The 20,387-nt window shown below is 44.0% G+C and carries 18 protein-coding genes; 3 read left to right on the top strand and 15 right to left on the bottom strand.

Translation table 11 applies throughout. From position 1 onward, the window contains the following. Positions 1-270: 270 nt before the first annotated feature. Entirely contained in the window at positions 271-2,250 is a 1,980-nt protein-coding gene (locus FLM48_RS07855) for a TonB-dependent copper receptor (RefSeq protein ID WP_179024262.1), read from the top strand. 48 nt (positions 2,251-2,298) lie between these two features. On the opposite strand, the gene FLM48_RS07850 is transcribed toward FLM48_RS07855, so the two are convergent. Next, positions 2,299-3,078: a TSUP family transporter gene (locus tag FLM48_RS07850; RefSeq protein ID WP_179024261.1), complete on the bottom strand. Its 780-nt coding sequence runs from the start codon at positions 3,076-3,078 to the stop codon at positions 2,299-2,301. Between the two features lie 152 nt (positions 3,079-3,230). Between FLM48_RS07850 and FLM48_RS07845 the strand changes: the two genes are divergently transcribed. Beyond that, the gene (locus FLM48_RS07845; protein WP_372847474.1) at positions 3,231-4,097 is read left to right on the top strand and encodes a LysR substrate-binding domain-containing protein; all 867 of its coding nucleotides are present in this window, start codon (positions 3,231-3,233) and stop codon (positions 4,095-4,097) included. A 51-nt stretch (positions 4,098-4,148) separates the two neighbouring features. On the opposite strand, the gene FLM48_RS07840 is transcribed toward FLM48_RS07845, so the two are convergent. From FLM48_RS07840 to FLM48_RS07815, 6 genes are all read right to left on the bottom strand, one after another. Continuing rightward, positions 4,149-6,119, bottom strand: coding sequence for an NERD domain-containing protein kinase family protein (locus tag FLM48_RS07840; RefSeq protein ID WP_179024259.1), 1,971 nt, complete (start codon positions 6,117-6,119; stop codon positions 4,149-4,151). Between the two features lie 111 nt (positions 6,120-6,230). Beyond that, complete coding sequence (locus FLM48_RS07835) at positions 6,231-6,617, bottom strand: ribonuclease E inhibitor RraB (RefSeq protein WP_028773531.1); 387 nt, start codon at positions 6,615-6,617, stop codon at positions 6,231-6,233. 21 nt (positions 6,618-6,638) lie between these two features. Beyond that, a complete protein-coding gene (locus tag FLM48_RS07830; RefSeq protein ID WP_028773530.1) occupies positions 6,639-6,875 on the bottom strand; it encodes an RNA-binding S4 domain-containing protein in 237 nt (78 codons plus the stop codon). 49 nt (positions 6,876-6,924) lie between these two features. Further along, the gene (locus tag FLM48_RS07825) at positions 6,925-7,461 is read right to left on the bottom strand and encodes a GNAT family N-acetyltransferase (RefSeq protein ID WP_179024258.1); all 537 of its coding nucleotides are present in this window, start codon (positions 7,459-7,461) and stop codon (positions 6,925-6,927) included. A gap of 12 nt (positions 7,462-7,473) precedes the next feature. Then, positions 7,474-7,752, bottom strand: coding sequence for a peptidylprolyl isomerase (locus FLM48_RS07820; RefSeq protein ID WP_028773528.1), 279 nt, complete (start codon positions 7,750-7,752; stop codon positions 7,474-7,476). Between the two features lie 79 nt (positions 7,753-7,831). Then, entirely contained in the window at positions 7,832-9,664 is a 1,833-nt protein-coding gene (locus tag FLM48_RS07815; RefSeq protein WP_179024257.1) for a DUF885 family protein, read from the bottom strand. An 80-nt stretch (positions 9,665-9,744) separates the two neighbouring features. Here FLM48_RS07815 and FLM48_RS07810 point away from each other — a divergent pair, with 80 nt between their 5' ends. Further along, positions 9,745-10,254, top strand: a complete 510-nt coding sequence (locus tag FLM48_RS07810) for a diguanylate cyclase domain-containing protein (protein WP_028773526.1) — start codon at positions 9,745-9,747, stop codon at positions 10,252-10,254. A gap of 50 nt (positions 10,255-10,304) precedes the next feature. Here the strand turns inward: FLM48_RS07810 and FLM48_RS07805 are convergent, their stop codons facing one another. The 8 genes from FLM48_RS07805 to FLM48_RS07770 form a co-directional block, all read right to left on the bottom strand. After that, positions 10,305-11,552 (bottom strand): lipopolysaccharide assembly protein LapB, encoded by a 1,248-nt coding sequence (locus FLM48_RS07805; protein WP_028773525.1) that lies wholly within the window; start codon positions 11,550-11,552, stop codon positions 10,305-10,307. 2 nt (positions 11,553-11,554) lie between these two features. Beyond that, positions 11,555-12,175: an energy transducer TonB gene (locus tag FLM48_RS07800; RefSeq protein ID WP_028773524.1), complete on the bottom strand. Its 621-nt coding sequence runs from the start codon at positions 12,173-12,175 to the stop codon at positions 11,555-11,557. 1 nt (position 12,176) lies between these two features. After that, on the bottom strand, positions 12,177-12,581 hold the full coding sequence (locus FLM48_RS07795; protein WP_028773523.1) for a biopolymer transporter ExbD: 405 nt from the start codon (positions 12,579-12,581) through the stop codon (positions 12,177-12,179). 14 nt (positions 12,582-12,595) lie between these two features. Then, positions 12,596-13,123 (bottom strand): MotA/TolQ/ExbB proton channel family protein, encoded by a 528-nt coding sequence (locus tag FLM48_RS07790; RefSeq protein WP_084632530.1) that lies wholly within the window; start codon positions 13,121-13,123, stop codon positions 12,596-12,598. Beyond that, positions 13,123-14,478 carry a MotA/TolQ/ExbB proton channel family protein gene (locus FLM48_RS07785; RefSeq protein ID WP_179024256.1) on the bottom strand — a complete coding sequence of 452 codons (1,356 nt, stop codon included), beginning with the start codon at positions 14,476-14,478 and terminating at the stop codon, positions 13,123-13,125. Before FLM48_RS07785 ends, FLM48_RS07790 begins: the two co-directional genes overlap by 1 nt. Then, positions 14,478-15,260 carry a DUF3450 domain-containing protein gene (locus tag FLM48_RS07780; protein ID WP_028773520.1) on the bottom strand — a complete coding sequence of 261 codons (783 nt, stop codon included), beginning with the start codon at positions 15,258-15,260 and terminating at the stop codon, positions 14,478-14,480. Before FLM48_RS07780 ends, FLM48_RS07785 begins: the two co-directional genes overlap by 1 nt. A 612-nt stretch (positions 15,261-15,872) precedes the next feature. Next, on the bottom strand, positions 15,873-18,503 hold the full coding sequence (locus tag FLM48_RS07775) for a TonB-dependent siderophore receptor (protein ID WP_179024255.1): 2,631 nt from the start codon (positions 18,501-18,503) through the stop codon (positions 15,873-15,875). Between the two features lie 564 nt (positions 18,504-19,067). After that, positions 19,068-20,285, bottom strand: coding sequence for a porin (locus FLM48_RS07770; RefSeq protein WP_179024254.1), 1,218 nt, complete (start codon positions 20,283-20,285; stop codon positions 19,068-19,070). Positions 20,286-20,387: the final 102 nt, after the last annotated feature.

Below are 20,387 nucleotides of genomic sequence, written 5' to 3'. Positions count from 1 at the left end.
TGACCGTGAACGCTGACCTAGGGGTTGTCGCGCTGCCATAAGCGCTGATTTATCGAATAGATTGGCCAACGGTAACACGAAGTGTTTACTGTCTCAAACCTAACGTTTCACTCACCGATACTTTTTAAGTAAAGCGTAATAAAATCAATTATGTGAATCAGATCACTTCTGGGTGTGACACAGTGTCGCAGCTTGCACCATTTAGATTGTTCGCTGCGGGTCAATCTGCGACAAAGGCATCAACAACCGATAATAAAAAAGGCCATTCACATGAGCTGTAAAGTGAACTACTTGGCGATAGCGATCGCCGCTGCCCTGCCACTGACTGGCGCTTATGCCGACGGTCCGGCACATTGCGATGACAAAGTGTGTGATGACTATATAGTTGTGACGGGTGAGGTGATGCGAGAACCAACCAAAGTCAGTAGCGATCCTAAAAAGCCGAGACTACCTTTACCGGCCTATGACGGTGCAGGCTTTTTGAAAACGATACCAGGTTTTAGCGTAGGCAGAAAAGGCGGCGCCGGTGGCGATCCAACCCTGCGTGGAATGGGCGGTTCACGGGTCAGTATCGTTGATGATGGTCAACATGTGGCCGGCACCTGTGGCGGTAGAATGGATCCACCTACGGCTTATATTTACCCTGAATCCTATGACAACATCACCGTAATTAAAGGACCCCAAACGGTAAAATATGGCCCGGTCGGTTCAGCAGGTACCGTGCTGTTTGAAAAAGATCGTCATAGCTTTAGCGAAAAAGATATGGAAGGACGAGCCAGTGTTACCGGTGGCAGCTTTGGTCGCCAAGATTATCTGGTTGAACTAAAAGCGGGTACCGACACGCACTATATCGATATGGACATCAATCAATCAAAAAGTGATCACTACCAAGATGGTGACGGCAATACCATTCAGTCAAGTTATGATCGCAACAACTACAACTTTGCCCTAGGTTGGACGCCCGATGACGATACCGTGATCGAGCTAGCGTACGGCCGCTCTAGTGGCGAGGCTGAATACGCCGACCGCGCCAATAAAGCCCGAGAGATCAGCAATGAAAACCTAAGTTTATTGACGCAAATTGATTTGGATGGTCACTGGTTCGAGCATGTAGAGCTACAACTATATAGCAACGAAAACGATCATATTATGGACCAGTTTGACCAGGGCAATAACGCTGGCACCAATGTCCGTCGCACCACTTTCGGTGGCCACTTATGGCTCGAACTGGCCTCAACAGACAACTGGCAAACCACGCTAGGTGTCGATTACGTGGACAGTTTACATGAAGGCCGCAGCATCAACCCGGCAATAGATAATGGCCTTGACGACCTTCTAAACAAACCATTCAACGATAATATGCGCCACAAAAACATAGGCGTATTTGTCGAGTCAAGTTACCAAATTGGTCAAGGAAAAGTGCTCGCTGGAGCGCGGCTTGATCAATGGCAAACGGAACTATTTGTCGCCCAACAAGGACTGCGAGAAGATGATTTAGTCAGTGGTTTTATTCGGTATGAATACATAGTTGGCAATAGCCAGTACTATATCGGTGGCGGCCACGCCACCCGCATTCCTGATTACTGGGAGTTAATGAAAGCAGATATCGATGACCCGGCACAGAAATCCTTTGACTTAGCACCGGAAAAAACCACCCAATTAGACGTTGGCTGGATTTATCAGGCTGAAGTCGAGATATCATCTTCGTTCTACTATGGCAAAGTTAAAGATTACATTTTAATAGACGCCAACACAGACAAAACCTCCGCCTACAACGTTGACGCCACGATTTGGGGAGCGGAATTGAGTTTAACCTATGAGTTTAATGAACATTGGTCGACCATAAGTTCGGTCAACTACAGTCATGGTGACAATGACACGGACAACACCCCATTAGGACAAATATCTCCCCTAGAAGGACGAATCGCACTTAACTATGAGCGCGGAAACTGGACTGCGGGGTTATTGTGGCGCATGGTCGCCGCACAAAATAGGGTGGCAATTGGACAGGGCAACATCTCTGGGCAAGATTTAGCGGAAAGTAGCGGCTTTGGTACCTTGGCCATCAATGGTGCTTGGAAGCACGATGATATTCTTATCAGTTTTGGGGTTGAGAACCTATTTGACATTACCTATGCCGAACACATCAGTCGCTCTGGTGCTGGCAACGATATTCCCGGCAGTGAACCCCTGTTCCAAGTTAACGAGCCGGGGCGAACCGCGTGGATAAAGCTCGACTACAACTTTTAACGAGTCTATCTGCAGCAATGCCTTGCTCGTCAGAGCAAGGCACCAGCCTTAAATCCACCCAAACAGATCATACTGACTAGATAGCAGCTTAATACTCATCGCGATGGACATGGTTACCACCAATGGTTTAATGATTTTAGTGCCCTTGGTGATCACCAGTCTAGAGCCTAATGTAGCCCCAATAGCCTGACCTATCAGCATGATAAATCCGAGCAACCAAAACACTTTCCCGCCGATAGCAAAGAAAATGAGCGATGCAATATTCGTAGAAAAATTGAGTACTTTTGCATGTGCCGTGGCCTTAGCCAAGCCATATCCGGCTAACGAAACAAAAGCTAAAGCAAAGAAACTGCCGGTACCTGGGCCAAAGAAACCATCATAGAAACCAACACCAAGGGCTGCAGTGAAACCGAACATACTCGGCGTTAATACTTGATGTCGATCTTGCTCACTAATTTTCTTTGAAAATAGAAAATAGCCGCCGATAGCCAAAATGAGAAATGGCAGTAATAACTCTAACACCGAGGTATCTACCATCTGCACTGCCACGGTCCCCAACGCCGAACCGATAAAAGCGCACGCAATGGCCAATTTCATCTGCGATAATTTAACCATCCCTTTGCGCACGAAATATAAACTGGCGAAAAAACTGCCGCCACAAGCCTGCAATTTGTTAGTCGCTAACGCTGCTGTGGGGGGTAAGCCTGCCCACATCAATGCCGGAATCGTTAACAATCCTCCTCCGCCAGCAATAGCATCAATAAAGCCGGCTAAAATGGCCACAAAGAACAGTAGTGCGATTAATTGGTATGAGAGCTCGATGGCCATTTAGTGATCCGTAAACGATGACAATATAACAGCTTGCTATTAGACGCGGTTTGCTTGCCAATTTCAAAGGAGTTATTATCCACTTGTGTGAGATATTCTCACACTAATTATGTCACCATACAGGAAAAACTGTGTCTTACACCTTACCGCCAATGACCACTCTACGGGTATTTGAAGCTGCTGCTCGGCATCAGAGTTTTAGTTTGGCTGCCAAGGAGTTATTTCTCACCCATGGTGCAATTAGTAAGCAGATAAAACAGTTAGAAAATGATTTAGGCTGTGCGCTTTTTACTCGCCAACACCGACAGGTGAGCCTTACCACGGCTGGTCAACGCTACTTATTACAGATTCAAGCTGCTTTGGCGACAATAAGCCGTGCCACGACTGACATTCGCACCGCTGGAACTGACAATCAATCGCTGTCAATAAATGTGTTACCTAGTCTTACCATCAACTGGCTTATCCCCCGAATGGAAGAATTTAAACAACGCTACCCGCATTTGTACGTGGACTTGTCTATCGGTGATTTTAATGTCGATTTCAATCAGCATCGCTACGATATCGCTATTCGCAGTGTCACTAGCGCGCCCCAAGGCTGTCAGTACGTCAAGCTTATGGATGAAGATCTCTGTCTAGTCTGTAGTCCGCAACTCGCAACCACATTGCACAGCCTCAATGACATCAATTCATTGACGCTACTTAAGCACACAACACGACCAGAATTGTGGCCGCTTTGGTCAAAACAGGTGGGGGTTACGCTTAATAATGATAAGAAGTTTGGTATGGAGCATTTTTATATGCTTAGCCAGGCGGCAGTCAGCGGTATGGGCATCGCTCTGATCCCGCGCTTTTTTATCGAACAGCAACTCAGCGATGGCAGCTTAGTGATCCCATTTGATAATCACTTTACCAGTCCCTACAGCTATTATGTACTGTCGCCGCAAGCGCAGCGCCTTCCAGCTAAGGCGCAAGCATTCATCGATTGGTTACTAGAGATATTCGCCCCCTATCGACATTAGCGCCCAGCTTTGCAAACAAAGTGACAAAGTCGGGCGCTGTGGCACTTTCAGCTAGATTAGCTCTTCAACAACATCAAATGCTTCAAGGTAGTTAACTCCAGGTTGAGCATCAAACTCAAAATTAAGCACCTTTAAACACGTATCAAATGTCTTTTCACCAAACCATGACTTATCAAAAGCATGCAGTGCATTGATGATGCCCTGCTGATCGCCCTCGCCTTGAAAGTTTAGCGGCGTCAATGTCGCAATAAAGCTTGCTACCAATCCGTAAAGATCTTTCTCAGCATCACCTTCTGCGGCCCAAAGGTCTGGATCGGCATAACGACTAGCATAATGACTTGTCGCAATATCGAGCCCAATACCAAAATTCACCAAAATGGCTTTCTCTCGGTTGCAGATGATATTTTTAGGACAAATAGCCCCATGGTAAATGTCCATTTGATGCATAAACTGCAACCCGGACAGTAACTGGGTAAACCACATGATAGGCTGACCAAGCTGAACTTCTGAGACATCATCAAGTGACACGCCGTATTCCCACGCTCTGGCAATAAACAAGGTTTCGCTTTGTGGCAACTGCCCAAAAGCCAACACCTTTTCAACATGGGGATGGTACAACTTCGACAAACTGCGGTACAGATTGCTCAGTTGTGGCCATTTAGCCTCAACCTTATGATAAATCGATACACCGGTGTTGTATTGACCTTGCAGGTGTTTAGCACGCCAAAACTGACTGCTTTCAGTCGCGGCGATAAACTGGTCAAGTCGATAGTGATGATCGATTATCGCCCCAGTCGCGATTTCAACCTTTTCAGGTAAAGTGTCACAAACACCGTTATCAATAAGCGCCGAGAGATCACAACGTAGTGCATCCAAGTCGATGGTTCCGCCCGCAGCAGCTAATCTAAACCATTGATAAATACGTGGCTGCTTGGTTTGCTCTGCTAAAGTCAAAAATCCTTTGGCATAGGCTTGAATATCTTGGCTATTGTTCAAATTATCTTTGATATCAATAAACTCAACATCACCAATATCAGAGATGAAAATACAATTGCTAGTCCAGCCACCAACGGTATAACCGCGGCGATGTATCTGTTGCAGGCCTGTCACTGAGCGGCGCAAAATTTCGAGCAATTGATAAGTTGTTAGCGCCTCGTGCTCAAGTACATTGAGCGGTACGCCTCGTGGCATACGAATAGGCAGCACCAACTGTTCGCCATCTTGGATAAGCGGCGCACATTGCGGCACACCACTGCAGCCAGCCAGGCCTTGCATTCGCTTAAATTCATCCCGCAATCTGAGTTCATATCGTGTTGACTCCTCAGCGCTTTCAAATTGCGTCGGCACCAAGATTTTCAACAACCAAGGGGCAGTCCAATCACCTGGATTATACTCAGATTGCCAAACCTCTAACCCGCTTTGAATAAACAAACACTTTAGTTTAATGAAATCTTGAATCTTGTTATTGCGCTGCTCAACTAATGCCACCTGACCGATGGTTTCAAGCACCATCTCTTTTTGCTTGTCGGTGACTTGATGTTTATGCGGAGCGGTTAACCCCCACTCTTTAGTTAACGCCGCGACGATCTGTTTAGGCGTGTAGATACTCAACGAGCCTTGCTGCTTTTCCAGCTCAATCTCTTCGCCCTTACGCCCAGTAACAAACACCATGCCTTGGCACCAAGGTGCATATACACCGACGGGGATTTTATGCTTGACGTTACCCGCTAACACGCGCGCAACATAGTTGGCTTTCGCTAGGCTATTGTCGACTTGACGGCCGTCAAGTGACCACGCGTGCAGTCCGGCATCAAGTCGGCCGATGTAGCCTTTTACATCGACGACGTAGACGCCCCACTCACCAATCACAAGTGCATCGACTTCCATCGCTTGACCAGATTTAGTCGGAATTTCCACATTCGTGAGCAAGATGTAGTTTTCTGGCAGTTCATCTGCAAGCAAAGAAAACGCCCAGCGTTCGGCATCATTTACGGGGGTACCAAAACTAATTAACTTTGCCATTCTTATCTCCTTTAGTGGCATTTGACCTGTCGAAGTGTTTGAATGCAGACAGGTGTGTCATTATTTTTTAGGCATAAAAAAGCCACTGCAAAGAGTGGCTTAGTAGTAAGGCTAGTGGTTGCAGCTGTCTGAGCACTGATGATCGTCATCAGCAAACTCATCATCACCTTCTTGGTGCTGCATTACGCCCCAGCCGTCAGTTGCGCCGCCAAACTCGGCTGCAAACTCATTAAGCGCCACTTCTTGAGCGACGATCGCGTCGTATTCGGGCACCATATTTAAACACACAATCAGCTCCCATTTACCGAGCTCATCATTTAGGTGCAATTCAATTTCACCTTTTAAATCTGATTGACTTAGCTCTTCAACAGCAGACTCTGCATCACGTTGATCTTCAAATACTAAGAAATAATCAACATCTAGGGCCTGAGTTAAGTCTATGCCCGCTTCTTGCATTGCCGCTAGCATTTTGCCATTGTCGTCATCTGGAAATTGCATTATCTACTCCTGACTGTGTTGCTAGCTTTGTGAAGCAACGATTTGTACTGACTCACCGTTATAAGTAACGACTTCACCGGCCACTACTTTCTTGCGTTTGCGCGTTTCAACTTCACCGTTTACTGTGACTTGACCTTCACTGATAACAAACTTTGCTTCGCCGCCACCACTGGTCATCGACTGAACTTTTAAGATTTTGTACAGTTCGATATATTCATCACCCGGCAATAATGCCAATGTTTCTATTTGTGCAGTCACACTTAAACCCTTAATTAATGCTTATCGACGCGATTATATCATTTGCTGGTTATTGTGCACGCTCTGATGCCAACAAACCATAATAGCAATCGTCGACCCAAGCATCATCTAGGCGAATATTGTCTCGAAGCACGCCCTCAAGTTGAAAGCCGCACTTCTCCAATACCTTGGATGAGGCAAGGTTATCTTTGGCACAAACGCCAACAAATTTATGCACTGCGAACTGCAAACAAGCCCAGTCCACCACCGCTTCTAAACTTTCACTGGCATAGCCTTTACCTTGCATGCGTGGCGAAAGCATATAACCCACTTCGACATGTCCAAGCTCAGGTTTATTGGCATAAAAGCCGGTAAACCCGACAAAATTGCCACTGTGGACCTCTTCAATCACAAGCGTTAGCCAGTTACCAGAGTCAAACTCCCATGGGGCAAGACGTTGGCAAAACTTATCTTGCAGCGCGGGTAAGCTATCGGGGCGCCTGACAAACTTATTCACCACAGGATCTTGATGCACAAGCAGGAAATCATCCCAGTCTTGTGCATCAAGCGAGCGAATTTTAAGTCTATCGGTATAGAGCTCAATCATCGTTGGGCTCGATTAACCGCGGCTGGTTACTTCAAGCAAGTGATAACCAAATTGGGTTTTCACAGGTCCTTGAACTTCATTCAATGGCGCGCTGAATACTACCTCATCAAACTCACGTACCATCATGCCTGGACCAAACGATCCCAGATCGCCACCTTGAGCACCTGATGGGCAAGATGAATGAGCTTTAGCCAAATCAGCAAACTCAGCACCATCCAAAATTTGTTGCTTTAAGGTTTCACATTGCTCTTCTGAGCTTACTAGTAAGTGACGCGCTGTTGCTTGAACCATGTTATGTCCTCTCTTTGGGTAAAAATAATCCCAGCCAGTATGCCACAACAGCTGGGATTACCTAGTGAATTTTCAAATATTAGCTAGCTTTTACCGTCGCTATCCAGTTGTCGATTTTGCGCTCCATAACCGCCATTGGCAAAGAGCCGGTAGTAATGATTTGGTCATGGAAGCCTTTCAAATCAAATTTATCTCCCAGCGCTGTCTCAGCTTTTTCGCGTAGTGACAATATTTTCAACTGGCCGACTTTATAAGACAAGGCTTGCCCCGGAATCGCCATGTAGCGCTCCACTTCCGCAACAATATCAGATTCTGCCATTGGCGAATTATCTTTCATATATTGGATTGCCTGCTCACGGCTCCAGCCTTTGGCATGCAAACCGGTATCGACAACCAGACGCATAGCACGCAGCATTTCATCAGACAGCTTACCAAAATACTGATAAGGGTCGCTGAATAAGCCCATTTCAATCCCTAAGTACTCTGCATATAGCGCCCAGCCCTCTTCAAAAGCGGTATAGCCGCCAAAACGCTGGAACTCAGGCACACCGGTTAGCTCTTGCTTGATAGCGATTTGGAAGTGATGACCAGGTGCTGCCTCATGCAGCGATAGGGTTGTCATGCCCCATTTGGGCTGCGCTTTTAAATTGTAGGTATTGATATAGAACACCCCAGGTCGTGAACCATCAACCGCCGGCGACTGATATGACGCTCCTGCGGCAGATTGCTCGCGGAAACTCTCCACCGGTTTCACTACATAGTCAGCTTTAGGCATCACATTGAAGTACTTAGGTAGCTCAGCATTAATACTGTCTTTTAATGCCATGTAGCCATCGACAAGATCTTGTCGTTCGGTAAAGAAATATTGCGGCTCAGATCCCAGTGAATCGAAAAATGCGCTCAAGTCTCCTTGGAAACCCACTTTCTCTCTAACACCATCCATCTCAGATAAAATGCGCGCAACTTCAGAGAGCCCAACTTGATGAATCTCGTCAACCGGCATGGTCGTCGTAGTGTGCTGATTAGCAAGGTGCTGATACCAAACTTTACCATTAGGCAATCCCCACCATCCATCACTGGCTCGCGCTGCAGGCAGATAGGTGTTAGCAAAATAGTTTTTAAGGCTTTCAAGTGCTGGGATGAGTTTGAGTTCAATCTTTGCTCTATAAGCATTAGTAAGCTCGGTGCGCTCTGCGTCGCTAAAGCCTTCTGGCAGCTTATTAATTGGCGCATAAAACAGGCTGTTCTCTGCACCCTCTACTATTTGAGCTTGCAACTGCGGCACGATGCGTTCAACCAGAACGCGAGGCAATACCACCTTGCTTGCAATCCCTTCATCCATGCGCTGTTGAGCAAGCTTAGTCCAATTGATAAAGCCATCTAAGCGCGATAACCAGTTATGGTAATCTTCTACTGTGTTAAAAGGCTGAGCGCTCTCTGCACTGCCCAGCTGCACCATACTGATAACAGTGCTATAAAACTGGTTCATCGGAATAAAATGCTCAGGAAAGGTTTCTGAGGCTAGCGCCACATTACGATCATAGTTAAACATGTCGTAACTTAGCTGCAAGTTTGCTGGCAGGCTGTTTCTGTCAATCGCTTTGACTTGCTTAAGATATCGAGTATTAAGCTCATGACGGGCCTTCAGATACCCTTCAGTCAATGAATCACCAAACTGGTCGTTATAATCATTAACTCCTACATACGTGGCATAAATAGGGTTAAGTTGCAGCACATCTTTAAAATATTGATCTACCAGCGCCAGGTACGCTTGCTCTGCTGACTGCTTAGCTGCAGTTTCAGTAGTTTGTTTTACATCTGAATTAGCGGTTACTTGGGAGTTTTTCTCTTGCGAACAGGCTGATAGTGTCAGCGCTGATGCGATAGCAAGCGTCAGTATACCTTTCTTCATTGTTATTTTATCCCTCTTATTCTGTGCGATCGCGTTTAATTTTCTATACTTAACATCAGGACCAATAAAGGAGCTAGTCAATGATCTACTCATTTCGTAACTCAGGTTTTCGAGATCCAGAAACTGGCGTCTACAACCAAACCTACTTTATGGAAGTGTTTAACCGTGAGTGGCACCGTCATATACGGGAGCATCAAAGTTTGGCTCTATTGTATCTGTGCCCACACATTCATGAAACAGTAAAGCAACCTCATTTACTAGAATTTTTCATGAAACAAGTTCAGGAAGCGATTCTACGTAATACTGATTTGGTTGCCCGGCTCAATCACAATAACTTTGCTTTAGGGCTTTTCAATATTGATCAACCAGGTACAGAAGTCGTGATATCTAGAATTGAGGAAAAAATAGCAGAATTTAATCAGGAATATCGACGTAAACACACAAGCCATGTCGACTATGAACTGGCAGCTTATGTGTGTCAGCCAGAACAAAACATCCGCATCGAATCACTATTTAAGGATGTTGAAGCACTGACCCACGAACTAGAGTTAGAGAAGGATCAGCATATGGCACTGAGAAAGTTAAATTAATTAGACCCAAAAAAAAGCCCCTTTAAAGGGGCTTTTATTACTCATATCAATTATAGGGCAACGTTATAAATACGCGCTTTTTCTTCGATATAAGCCAGGTAGCTTTTTGCTGTTCTAGCGGTTTTCTTATCTTTAGCAGCCAACTTACAACGCTGATAAGCAGCCTTGTATTGTTTAGTGCCTAAATAAGCTAACGCAAGTTCAAATTGAACCTCGCCATCACTCACACCACCCGCAGCAAGCGCTTTCTTCAAGACAGGAATAGCTTGTTTATGCTTTTCCTGTAATGTCAGCAAACGCGCCTGACGCAAATAAAGAGTACCACTGTTCTCTAGCTCTGCTGCTTTACCATAATACTCGGCACCTTTACTTAGCTCTTTAGCATTGTGGAAAAAACCAGCAAGAATAGAAAGTGACTTTTCTTTCTTCTCGATTAATCCAGAGTTTAGGTGTTTTTCATAAACTTTTGCAGCTCGGTATGGTGAACCATTCTGAGCTAACAACTGAGTATAACGAGTAATATTACCTGCAGTTTCTAAAAAGCCATTTCGATACGCTAAGTCATAAGTTGCTAATGAATTAGTGTAATCTTCAGTCATCAGATAAAACTGTGCTAACTGAACCCAAAGACGTTTATCGTCTTGGAACAGTGGCACCATAGTCTCTAATACATTGATAGCATTTTTATAGTCTTTCTGGTTGAAATAAGCGGTTAGCTTCATCTGATATAAGCCTTTATCCGGCTTATCAGTGATAGCTATACCCTTATCCGCGACTTCAAGAACCTTATCCCATTGCTTAAGCTCTGAGTAGGCAATACCAATACGGCGGTAGACTTGTGCATCTTCCTTACAAGTAAATGCCATCCAATCAAAATAAACTGGAATCGACTCTTTAAACTTTTTCTCTTGAATTAAGAGATCAGCATAAAGACGTACAGTAGCGCCGTGGTCTACACCACCCAATATATCTGCATCGACTGCGGTCTTAAGGTACTTGATAGCCGTACTCATTTGGCCTTTTTCAGCGTAGAAATTACCCAACATACGCGCAATATACGCTTTGTCGAAGTCATTCTTAGCATTAGCCTCAAGCAATATCGCTATCGCTTCATCCACATTACCTTCTTGGTATGCTTCAAAAGAGCGTTGTACTTTCTTTGCAGCGCTTTGGCCAACAGCCTTAGACTGACGTTTTTCGATAGGACACTTTTCCGCAGCCATTGCTGTAGGAAGTGTCACTACGCTTCCGCCAACAGAAAGCAATATAGCCGCAGCGATAGTATTAACTTTACGCATTGTTATTTGCCTCCCTTGTCTAAGCTAAAGTCTAGTTGAACTGTCATGCCTGGTTGCTTAATGGCTTTGCCATCTACAATCTTTGGCTTGTATTTCCACTTCTTAAGCGCTCGGCGTGCTTCTTTATTAAACAAACGCTTTGGTTCGGCTTTGATGATTTTCACATCTTCAACACCACCAAGTTCGTTAATAGTAAAGCTTAGCTGTACCCAGCCCTCTTTGCCATCACGTGCGGCGGCAATAGGATACTGTGGTTCAATACGAACGATAGGCGTTGCGTCACCGTCACGCGTCATCATATTGCCAAGCTTGAAGCCTGTGTTAGCTGTACCAGCAGCTACACCACCCATGTTAAATGACATATTAGTATCAATGTCAGATGAACTATCTGGCGGAGGTGTATCCGGCAGAGGTGGTTGCTCAGGTGGAGTTGGTGGCTTAGGTTTTACCCTAGGCTTATCCTGAACTTTCGTATCCTGCTTATCCATACTGATCTCAATAATAGGAGAATCAGTTTTGGTGTCGGCGCGTTTAGCGCCGCCACCGACCAAGAAGGCCATAAAGACAAACAGGGCGAAAGTAACAGCAGCACCAATGATGAGTGATACTATTGCTCTCAGCATATTAGTCTTTCCCCGCAGAGATCGAGATCTTATCGATACCCGCTTTCTTAACGTTGTCCATCACCTTAACAACAAGGCCATGTTCAGCTTCTTGGTCTGCTTCGATTAATACAGCCGCTTCTGGTGCTTCAGCTAGCATACGTTCAACGTTTGCTGTAACACGCTCGATGTCAACCTGACGGTTTTCCATCTTAATTACGCCTGTCTTACTCACACCAATAAAGATGTTAGCAGATTTCTTTTGTGTCGCTGTTGATGCTTCTGGCTTTTTATAATCAAGACCAGAAGGCTTAATGAACGACGTTGTTACGATAAAGAAGATAAGCATGATAAACACGATGTCGAGCATCGGCGTCATATCTACTTGTGCTTCTTCTTCTACACTTGAATGCTTTTTACGTGCCATTTTAAATACTCTCTCTAGTGGTGTGGCAAGCTATCTTTTAGCTTTTCTAAACTGATTTTCATTTTTGCATCTAATCGAGTACTAAAAAATACGCCCGATAGTGCCGCAACCATTCCTGCCATAGTAGGCATGGTCGCCATTGAAATACCAGCTGCCATCATACGAGCATTACTCGTACCATGAACTGCCATCACATCGAATACCTGTATCATACCGGTTACGGTACCTAGTAGACCAATCATAGGACAGGTAGCTACTAGAGTTTTGATAATCAGCATACGAGCATTCATATCTTGTTTCGCTTGGGATACCCAAGCTTCACGGATACGGTGTGCATACCAAGAGGTTGAATCCTCTCTGTCTTTCCATGCTTTGATAATGTTGTTGTGCTCTTTTGGTGCAATTAGATTTAAGTACCAATAGCGCTCAAGCATTAACACCCACATGATAAATAGCACTGCCGCTACCAACCAGAGGACGTCGCCCCCGGTGGCCATGAAGCCCCTGACGGAATCCCAGATGTCCATCAGGTATAGCATCATTAGGCGTTCCTCTTCTCAGCGTGCGCTGCAACAATACCTGCACTTTGCTCTTCTAGAACTTGTACTACAGACTTGCTACGCGCAATAACAATTGCGTGCATCAACATTAGTGGTAGTGCAGCAACTAGACCCTGTACAGTAGTCATAAGTGCCATAGAAATACCACCAGCCATCAAGCGTGGGTCACCTGTACCGAACAACTGAATCGTTTGGAAGGTTGCAATCATACCCGTTACAGTACCTAGTAGACCCATCATTGGGGCGATAGCTGCAAGTACTTTAATGATAGAGATGCGAGTCTCAAGTGCTGGAGTTTCCTTAAGGATAGCTTCATCAAGCTTAAGCTCAAGCGTTTCAACATCAACGTCTTTGTTTTCTTGGTAAGTCTTAAGGATACGACCAAGTGGGTTATTACCTGGGTTATCGATATTCTTACGTTGCGCATTCACTTTAGCACCAACTAGGTACAGAGTAATTAGACGCTCGATAGAAATCAGCGCACCAAGAATAAGTAGACCGATAATGATGTAACCGATTGGTCCACCCGCTTCGATACGCTCTTCAATGGTAGCTTTTTGTGTGAATACACTTAGCAGTACACCGCGTGCAGGGTCAACGAATAGTTTTTCATAACCAGAAGTCGCTTGGCCAAATGACTTAACACTTGCCACTTGCTCGCCACCTGGTTGTTGAGAAAGCTGCTGAATAAGACCAAGATCAGCGTTATAAACAACATATTCACCATCAGCAAGTAGGTTATAAGCACCTACACGCGTAACAGTTGTGTTTTTAACACCTCCATCAAGACCAGTTACAGAAGCATCAAAAGATACCACTTTACCTGACTCAGCCATTTCGAAAAGCTGAGCTTCCCAGAACTTTTCTAACTCGTCAATTTTTGGCAGTTCTTTACGTGCGCCAAGCTCAGCGATGAATTGATCACGGCCAGGAAACTGTGCAGTTACGTTTGAACCAACTAGTTTACCAGCAAAATCACCGGCTTCACCTTTAACAACACCGAACATTTCGCCCAAGTCACCTTGAGCAATCTTACGGTCTTCTTCTAACTGCGCAATTTTACGCTCGTTATCAGTAAATGCCTGAGCAAGATCTTTACCACGCTGTTCTTCAGCAGCTAACGCTGCTTTTTCACGCTTAAGTAATGCGGCTTTATCACCACGTTCAGCGCGGAATTCAGCTTCACGATTTTTGTTAGTTTTAGCAGCGTTTGCACGATCCGTTTGAACTTGCTTTAACAGTTGGTCAATAGTTTTAGGTGCATCAGCAGCGCTAACCATGCCAGATGTTAGAGAAAGTGTGGCAGCAACGATTGCTGTAGAGATAAACTTTTTCATTATTGCGCAGCCTCCGCAGCAGGGATTGGTAGTGCAAACATATCAGGAGCGCCTTGACCCCTTGCTTGTTTGATAGCTTTGTTCAAGTTACGAAGATAAGTGGCTTCTAACTTGTCCCATGCTTTTGTATCTGCGTTGTACATCCAAGCTTGCTTTTGGTCCTGGCTTTGAGCGTAAAGTGCAACACGGCCAAAGTTTAAGAAATCAACTAAGATTTCTTTGCCTTCTAATTGAAGCTGACCAGTTTGTGCATTTAGCTTAGTACCGTATTCACGCTCAATATTGTATGCATCAAGAATCAGACGATACTTTTCTGCTAGAGTTACCTCTGCAGTGTTTAGAATATCGCGAAGACGTTGAACACGTTCTTGACGAACCTCTAGGTTAAACGGCAGATCAAGCGCAATGAATTGCTCTAATGCATCAACCATTTTGAACATTAGCGGCACAACACCTTGACGCAGTTTATCAACACCATCAATGTCGTCTTGGATTAGTTTCATTGTTGCTTCTTGGTCTGCAACTAATCCAGCTACGTAATCGTTATAAGATTTAACTGACTCACGTGTATCTGCTACTTGAGCATACTCAAACGCCATGTCTTGCGCTTGGTCAAAATAATTATCGACTTTCTTTTGAGATGCTGCTGCATCTTGATGAATTTTTGTATCCGCCTTCTGAACATCAGAAAGTGGATCGGCAACCACTAAGTTACTGCCTGCTAAGGCCAGAGCTCCAACGAGCGCTGTAGCGATTTTAGTTCTATTGCTTACCTTGGACATAGTTCCCAACCAATTTGAAGTGAAAATAAAAGGTTTAACTTATAATTAACCAGTGGTTTCTGCTTATTGTTGCAAGAATGCCACGGTCATAAGTGTGTATTTCTCTTGTGATTGTTAATTATTATCTTCCCTTTCCTACACCCTCTAAGATGTAGACCCGCAGGCATCATTTCACAAAATGTTGACCTGTGTCAACATTTGAGAAGCAGTAAAAGTGGCAAAAACCCCCCTTTCATCACTAAAACTAACTAAGAGCTAGTTTTTTCGACAAAATGACAGGTGTATTTAGTTAAAATTTTGATAAGCAAGCGTCAGGTAACAACATAAACAGCCATTTAAACAAGCACTTAACCCTGCGAGCAAACCCACGCCATTTAACATAAAATTAACAACACCGTTATCGGAAATATATTGTTATCTTATGATTTATTCACGTAGAACTGAATGAGTTATGGCAACCATTACGGACATATGTCATCTCTTTTAGTTATATTGATTATGAAGCTGCTGGTTAATACGCTTCCGCAAGTGCGGTATACATCGATTTAAACCTCATAGGGCAAAAAAAAGCCCCGTATAAATACGGGGCTCTATGACTATTTAAGACTAACTTTAGAAGTTCCACTCACCAGCTAATGTGTAAGTACGGCCAATGTGACCAGTACTATACAGTGAATCATAACCGCTAGCGTATTCACCATTAGTATTCAAAACCGGATCTTCATCAGTTAAGTTACGAGCACCTAGAGTATATTTACCCCATGCACCGCCATCAAAAGAATAAGTTAAGTTGTGAATTAAGAAGCTATCATTCTTACCATTCGTTACAAGTGAACCGGTAAGGTTGCCGTTTGCATCAGAAGCTGGAGTTTCATATCCACCTGTCTCAGGTACATAGTCCATGTTCCAAGCAATCTGGTGCTGATCGAAAGACCAAGTAGTCGTAAACTGTGTTTTGTACTCAGGTTGAAGTTCGAAACCAGCTTGATCCTGAACTGGACCACCAACATATGAATCTTGAGCATACTCGAAGAAGTAGTTAGTGCTTGAGTTCAGTCGGAAATCACCGATTCCAGTCTCAATTAAGTAAGTGATGTTGAAGTTTGTACCAGTTACTTCTAGACCTGGACCGTTTACGGTAGAAGTCTTGAAGATTGGCTGACTTGGACCATCAGTTACACGGTCAACAGTAATTTTTGATGGATCAGGGTTAGCTGAGCCAAGTAACTCCATCATTACGATATCTTGAATAGGTACGAAACGAATTGCATTTTCTATCTGTAGGTTGTAGAAATCTGCAGTGATGCTTAGGTTTTCTACACCATTCCAAACGACACCGAAGTTAATAGTTTTAGATGTTTCAGCATCTAGGTTAGGGTTCGCTTGACGTGTAGTATCATATTGCTGCTCAGGGCAGTCTGCATCTGAAGTACCTACTGAACGACAGTAAACGTAATCGGTTGCATAATCTGCTGCAAAGCTATCAGCTTGAGATAAAGTTTCTAATGCTGGAGCACGGAAACCTTCACCATATGAAGCACGTAACATTAGGTCATCCAATGGACGCCATGTTAACGATGCTTTAGGAGATAGTTTGCTACCAAAATCAGAGTAATCATCATAACGCGCAGCAATACCTAGCTCTAACCCTTCCCAAATTGGGAAAATACCTTCATAGAACACTGCCCAAATATCACGGTCACGTCCTGAACTATTACCAGATGAACCACCGATTAGACCCGCCTCTGATTGGGCATCTACAGTTGATGAATAAGCAATAGCCGAAGTTTCACCACCGATGTAGTGACCGATATCACCACCAGGTAGTTCACCTAAATCAAAACTAACACCAGCAAAAATTTGATCAAGTTTATACTTGTCTTGACGAAGCGTTGTTGACTTCATGTTCTCAATCCCTTGGTCTAACGGGATATCAAAGTATAAGTTAGTATATAGACCTGCGTAGCTCAAGTAATACTCACCAACGGCTTTATTGTCAGTGTTACTATGGTGATAGTAGGCTTCCCAAGTTACTGACTCACCAATATTACCTTCTAGGCCAACCATATAGTCTTGAGTTAAATCACTTACATTGCCATCACGGTTACCAATTTGATACCAACGGAAACGGCCATCCGTTGTTTCGTCATATGGGTTGTGATCTGAGTTTGCTGGGATATCATTCCAACCAGCCGCTGGTGGAGCATAACGGCCAAAAGATTCGTTGCTTGTGATCATTGCACGCGCTTTGAATTTTAGATCGTCAGTGATTTCATAGTTACTGTTTACGAATACAGATTGACGGTCAGTCGACGCTTGGTTAGCAGAAACTCCTGCGTACGCAAAACCACAATACTGGTTGCCCGCGCTACCTTCCATAATACCAACAAAACCATCGACTGTACTTGCTAGCTCCTGACACTTAGGAGAAGCTTCCCAAAGCCCGGTATTTGGGTTCTTGATACTCGCACCATAAGTACTCACACCAATAGATGAGTTATAATCTAAAATACCGTTACCATCTTCATCTGCGATATATGGTGCAGTGTATGGACGGTCACGGTCAAATACAGGCTCTTGAACTTGCTTTTCAAATGAGAAAGTGATGTTACCTTTTTCACTGCTGATACCTGTAGTAACTGAGAAGTCATGACCATCACCGCCTTCATCTTCAGGTCGAGCAACACGACCAGTGACATTTAGGCCTTCGTAGTCTTTCTTAGTAATAATGTTTACAACACCAGCAATAGCATCTGAACCATAAACCGCTGAACCACCATCTTTCAGGATTTCAATACGCTCAACAATTGACATTGGAATTTGGTTAATGTTGATCGCACTACCAGACAGAGTAGGCGATGCAGCTAAGCGCACACCGTCCATCAATACTAGAGTACGAGAAGAACCCACACCAAGAAGGTTAACACTCGCTTGAGACTGAGCGCTACTACCTGAAGAAGGTACTAGAGAACCAAAGCTGTTAAAGGTTGAAGCACGAAGTGCGTCAGCAACACTATAACGATCAAGATCTTTAAAATCTTGAGCACTAATGACTTCTACTGGAGAAGCGCCTTCGATATCTACACGACGGATACGTGAACCAGTTACTTCGATTCGTTCAACGTTTTTCGCGCCATCATTTTCTTCTGCAACAGCTACTGGAGCAGCTAAGCTCGCAGCGGCAGCTACACCGCTAACTAGTGCAAAGCGCACTGAATTAGCCAAAAAACTATTCTTATACATGTTGTTTCTCCCTGGACTCTATTTTTTTTATAGAAATTACATTAAGTGAACACTACAAAATGTCACACCTATGAATTCCGCAAGCAAATAGAACCACAATGGATACAAATTATCAACATTTAAGCCAAAAAATTCACAATGGTTACGATCGTAAGTGCATTTTTTGTACACAAATCGTTTTAACATAAGGGGTTAACATATTGTGGAGGGCTATATAAACGCTCAAAAATTGAGTTGTGTAGGTTAAAAACAAGAAGAAACCCAATCATCTTACGGTATAGGTAAACCTAATTTAACTAATAAAAACAGTGATTAATGGTTAGCCAACCGGCGTGGCGACAAGATTTATTCGTCTAAATTGGAAAGAAGTCAGAGAGAGTTGATATCCCGATACAGTACAAAGCTTATGCGAAGGTAACAAATTCGTTAAGTGCAACAAAAGTGTAAACTAATATCTACAGATTTGGTTCACTTATGGGGGAATGGAAAAATGAACAAAAACATTATCGATAATAAAAAGCCCTCAGTGCTAGGTACTGAGGGCAAAGTAGTTCAGTAACTAATTTACATGTAGTAACGGATACCGATTGCTACACCGTCATCTTCGGTAATAGACATAGCCGCTTCTTCTGAGCCGCTAAAGTCACTGAAGTCTTTACGGCCTTCAAGATAAAGTACAGTGTTGTTGTCCCAGTTAAAGTGCAAACCCGCTACAACAAACTGACGCTTGAACACATCACCGCCGTACTGTGCTTGGTACTCATCACCAGCTTCTAGCATGTTATAAGAAACAAATGGCTTAAGGCCGTTTTCAAACTTATAAGAAGCGATAGTTTCGATACCGATTGACTCAGGGATCATACGACCTAAGTTATCTGTGTCGTGGTATTCGTTTTTGTTCACGTTAGCTGCGGCGTATAGACCTTCACCGTCCCAAGTACCCCAAGTGATACCGGCACCATAGATGTAATCGGTTTCAGTGAAACGCTCACCTTTAGAAGTCACAGCATCAAACTCACCGAAGTTAAAACCAGCAGTAAGTGTAAGCTTGTCAGTCACAACATAAGTTGCAGAACCACCGTAAGTGTAGTTGTACTCAACTTCTGTAACAGCTTCACCAGTTGTTGATGCAGCTAGTGCGTTAGTAACATTGTAATCTTTTTGCGGGAATGGATTTTGGCCATTTGCGTCATCTTCGATGATAGTAAAAGCATTTTGCTTTAGCTGCGCTTGCAGAGCAAAACTGAAGTCACCGAACGCATTACGGTATTGTACAGTTTTGTCACCACGGCCTGTACCGTTGATAGCACCATCTGCTTTGTTATAAGTGTAAGTACCAGATGCATTACCATCCCATACATAACCCATGTTGGTGTTATAAACGACATCGTACCAAGCACCCCATTGCTTACCAATGGTTAAGCTACCGTATACGTCGTGTGAAAGACCAACATAACCTAAACGATTGTTCAAGAAATCGCTGCTTTGAGATTCAAAGTTACTCTCACTGCTATATACGATTTCTGAATTACCAAATGGGTTTACACCCCACTCAAGTTTAGTAAATGCCTTCCAGCCATCACTCATTTCGCGAGTAAAGCCAAAGTTAATTCGAGAAGCACCATTTACTACTTCAGTGTCGCCTTGGGTGTTGATAATACGCGCATCAACAAATCCGCCGATTTCTACAGCATTTTTGTCATCTTTATAGATTTCAATTGCAGAAGCCGTTGGAACAAAAATGACAGCGGAAAGTGCTGTCGCTATTAAACTCTTTTTCATGTGATGCCTAACCTTGTTTGTTTTCAGTTTGCGTAATTATACTTATGTGCATTCCGTTGTTTCGTTTCACTCCTAACTGAAACTGAGGTTAGCAAAAGATTA

The organism is Shewanella sp. Scap07, from assembly GCF_013394145.1.
In the GTDB taxonomy this organism is placed as follows: domain Bacteria; phylum Pseudomonadota; class Gammaproteobacteria; order Enterobacterales; family Shewanellaceae; genus Shewanella; species Shewanella waksmanii.
Note: the sequence above shows the minus strand (reverse complement) of the source record. Positions and strands in the feature narration are given on the sequence as shown.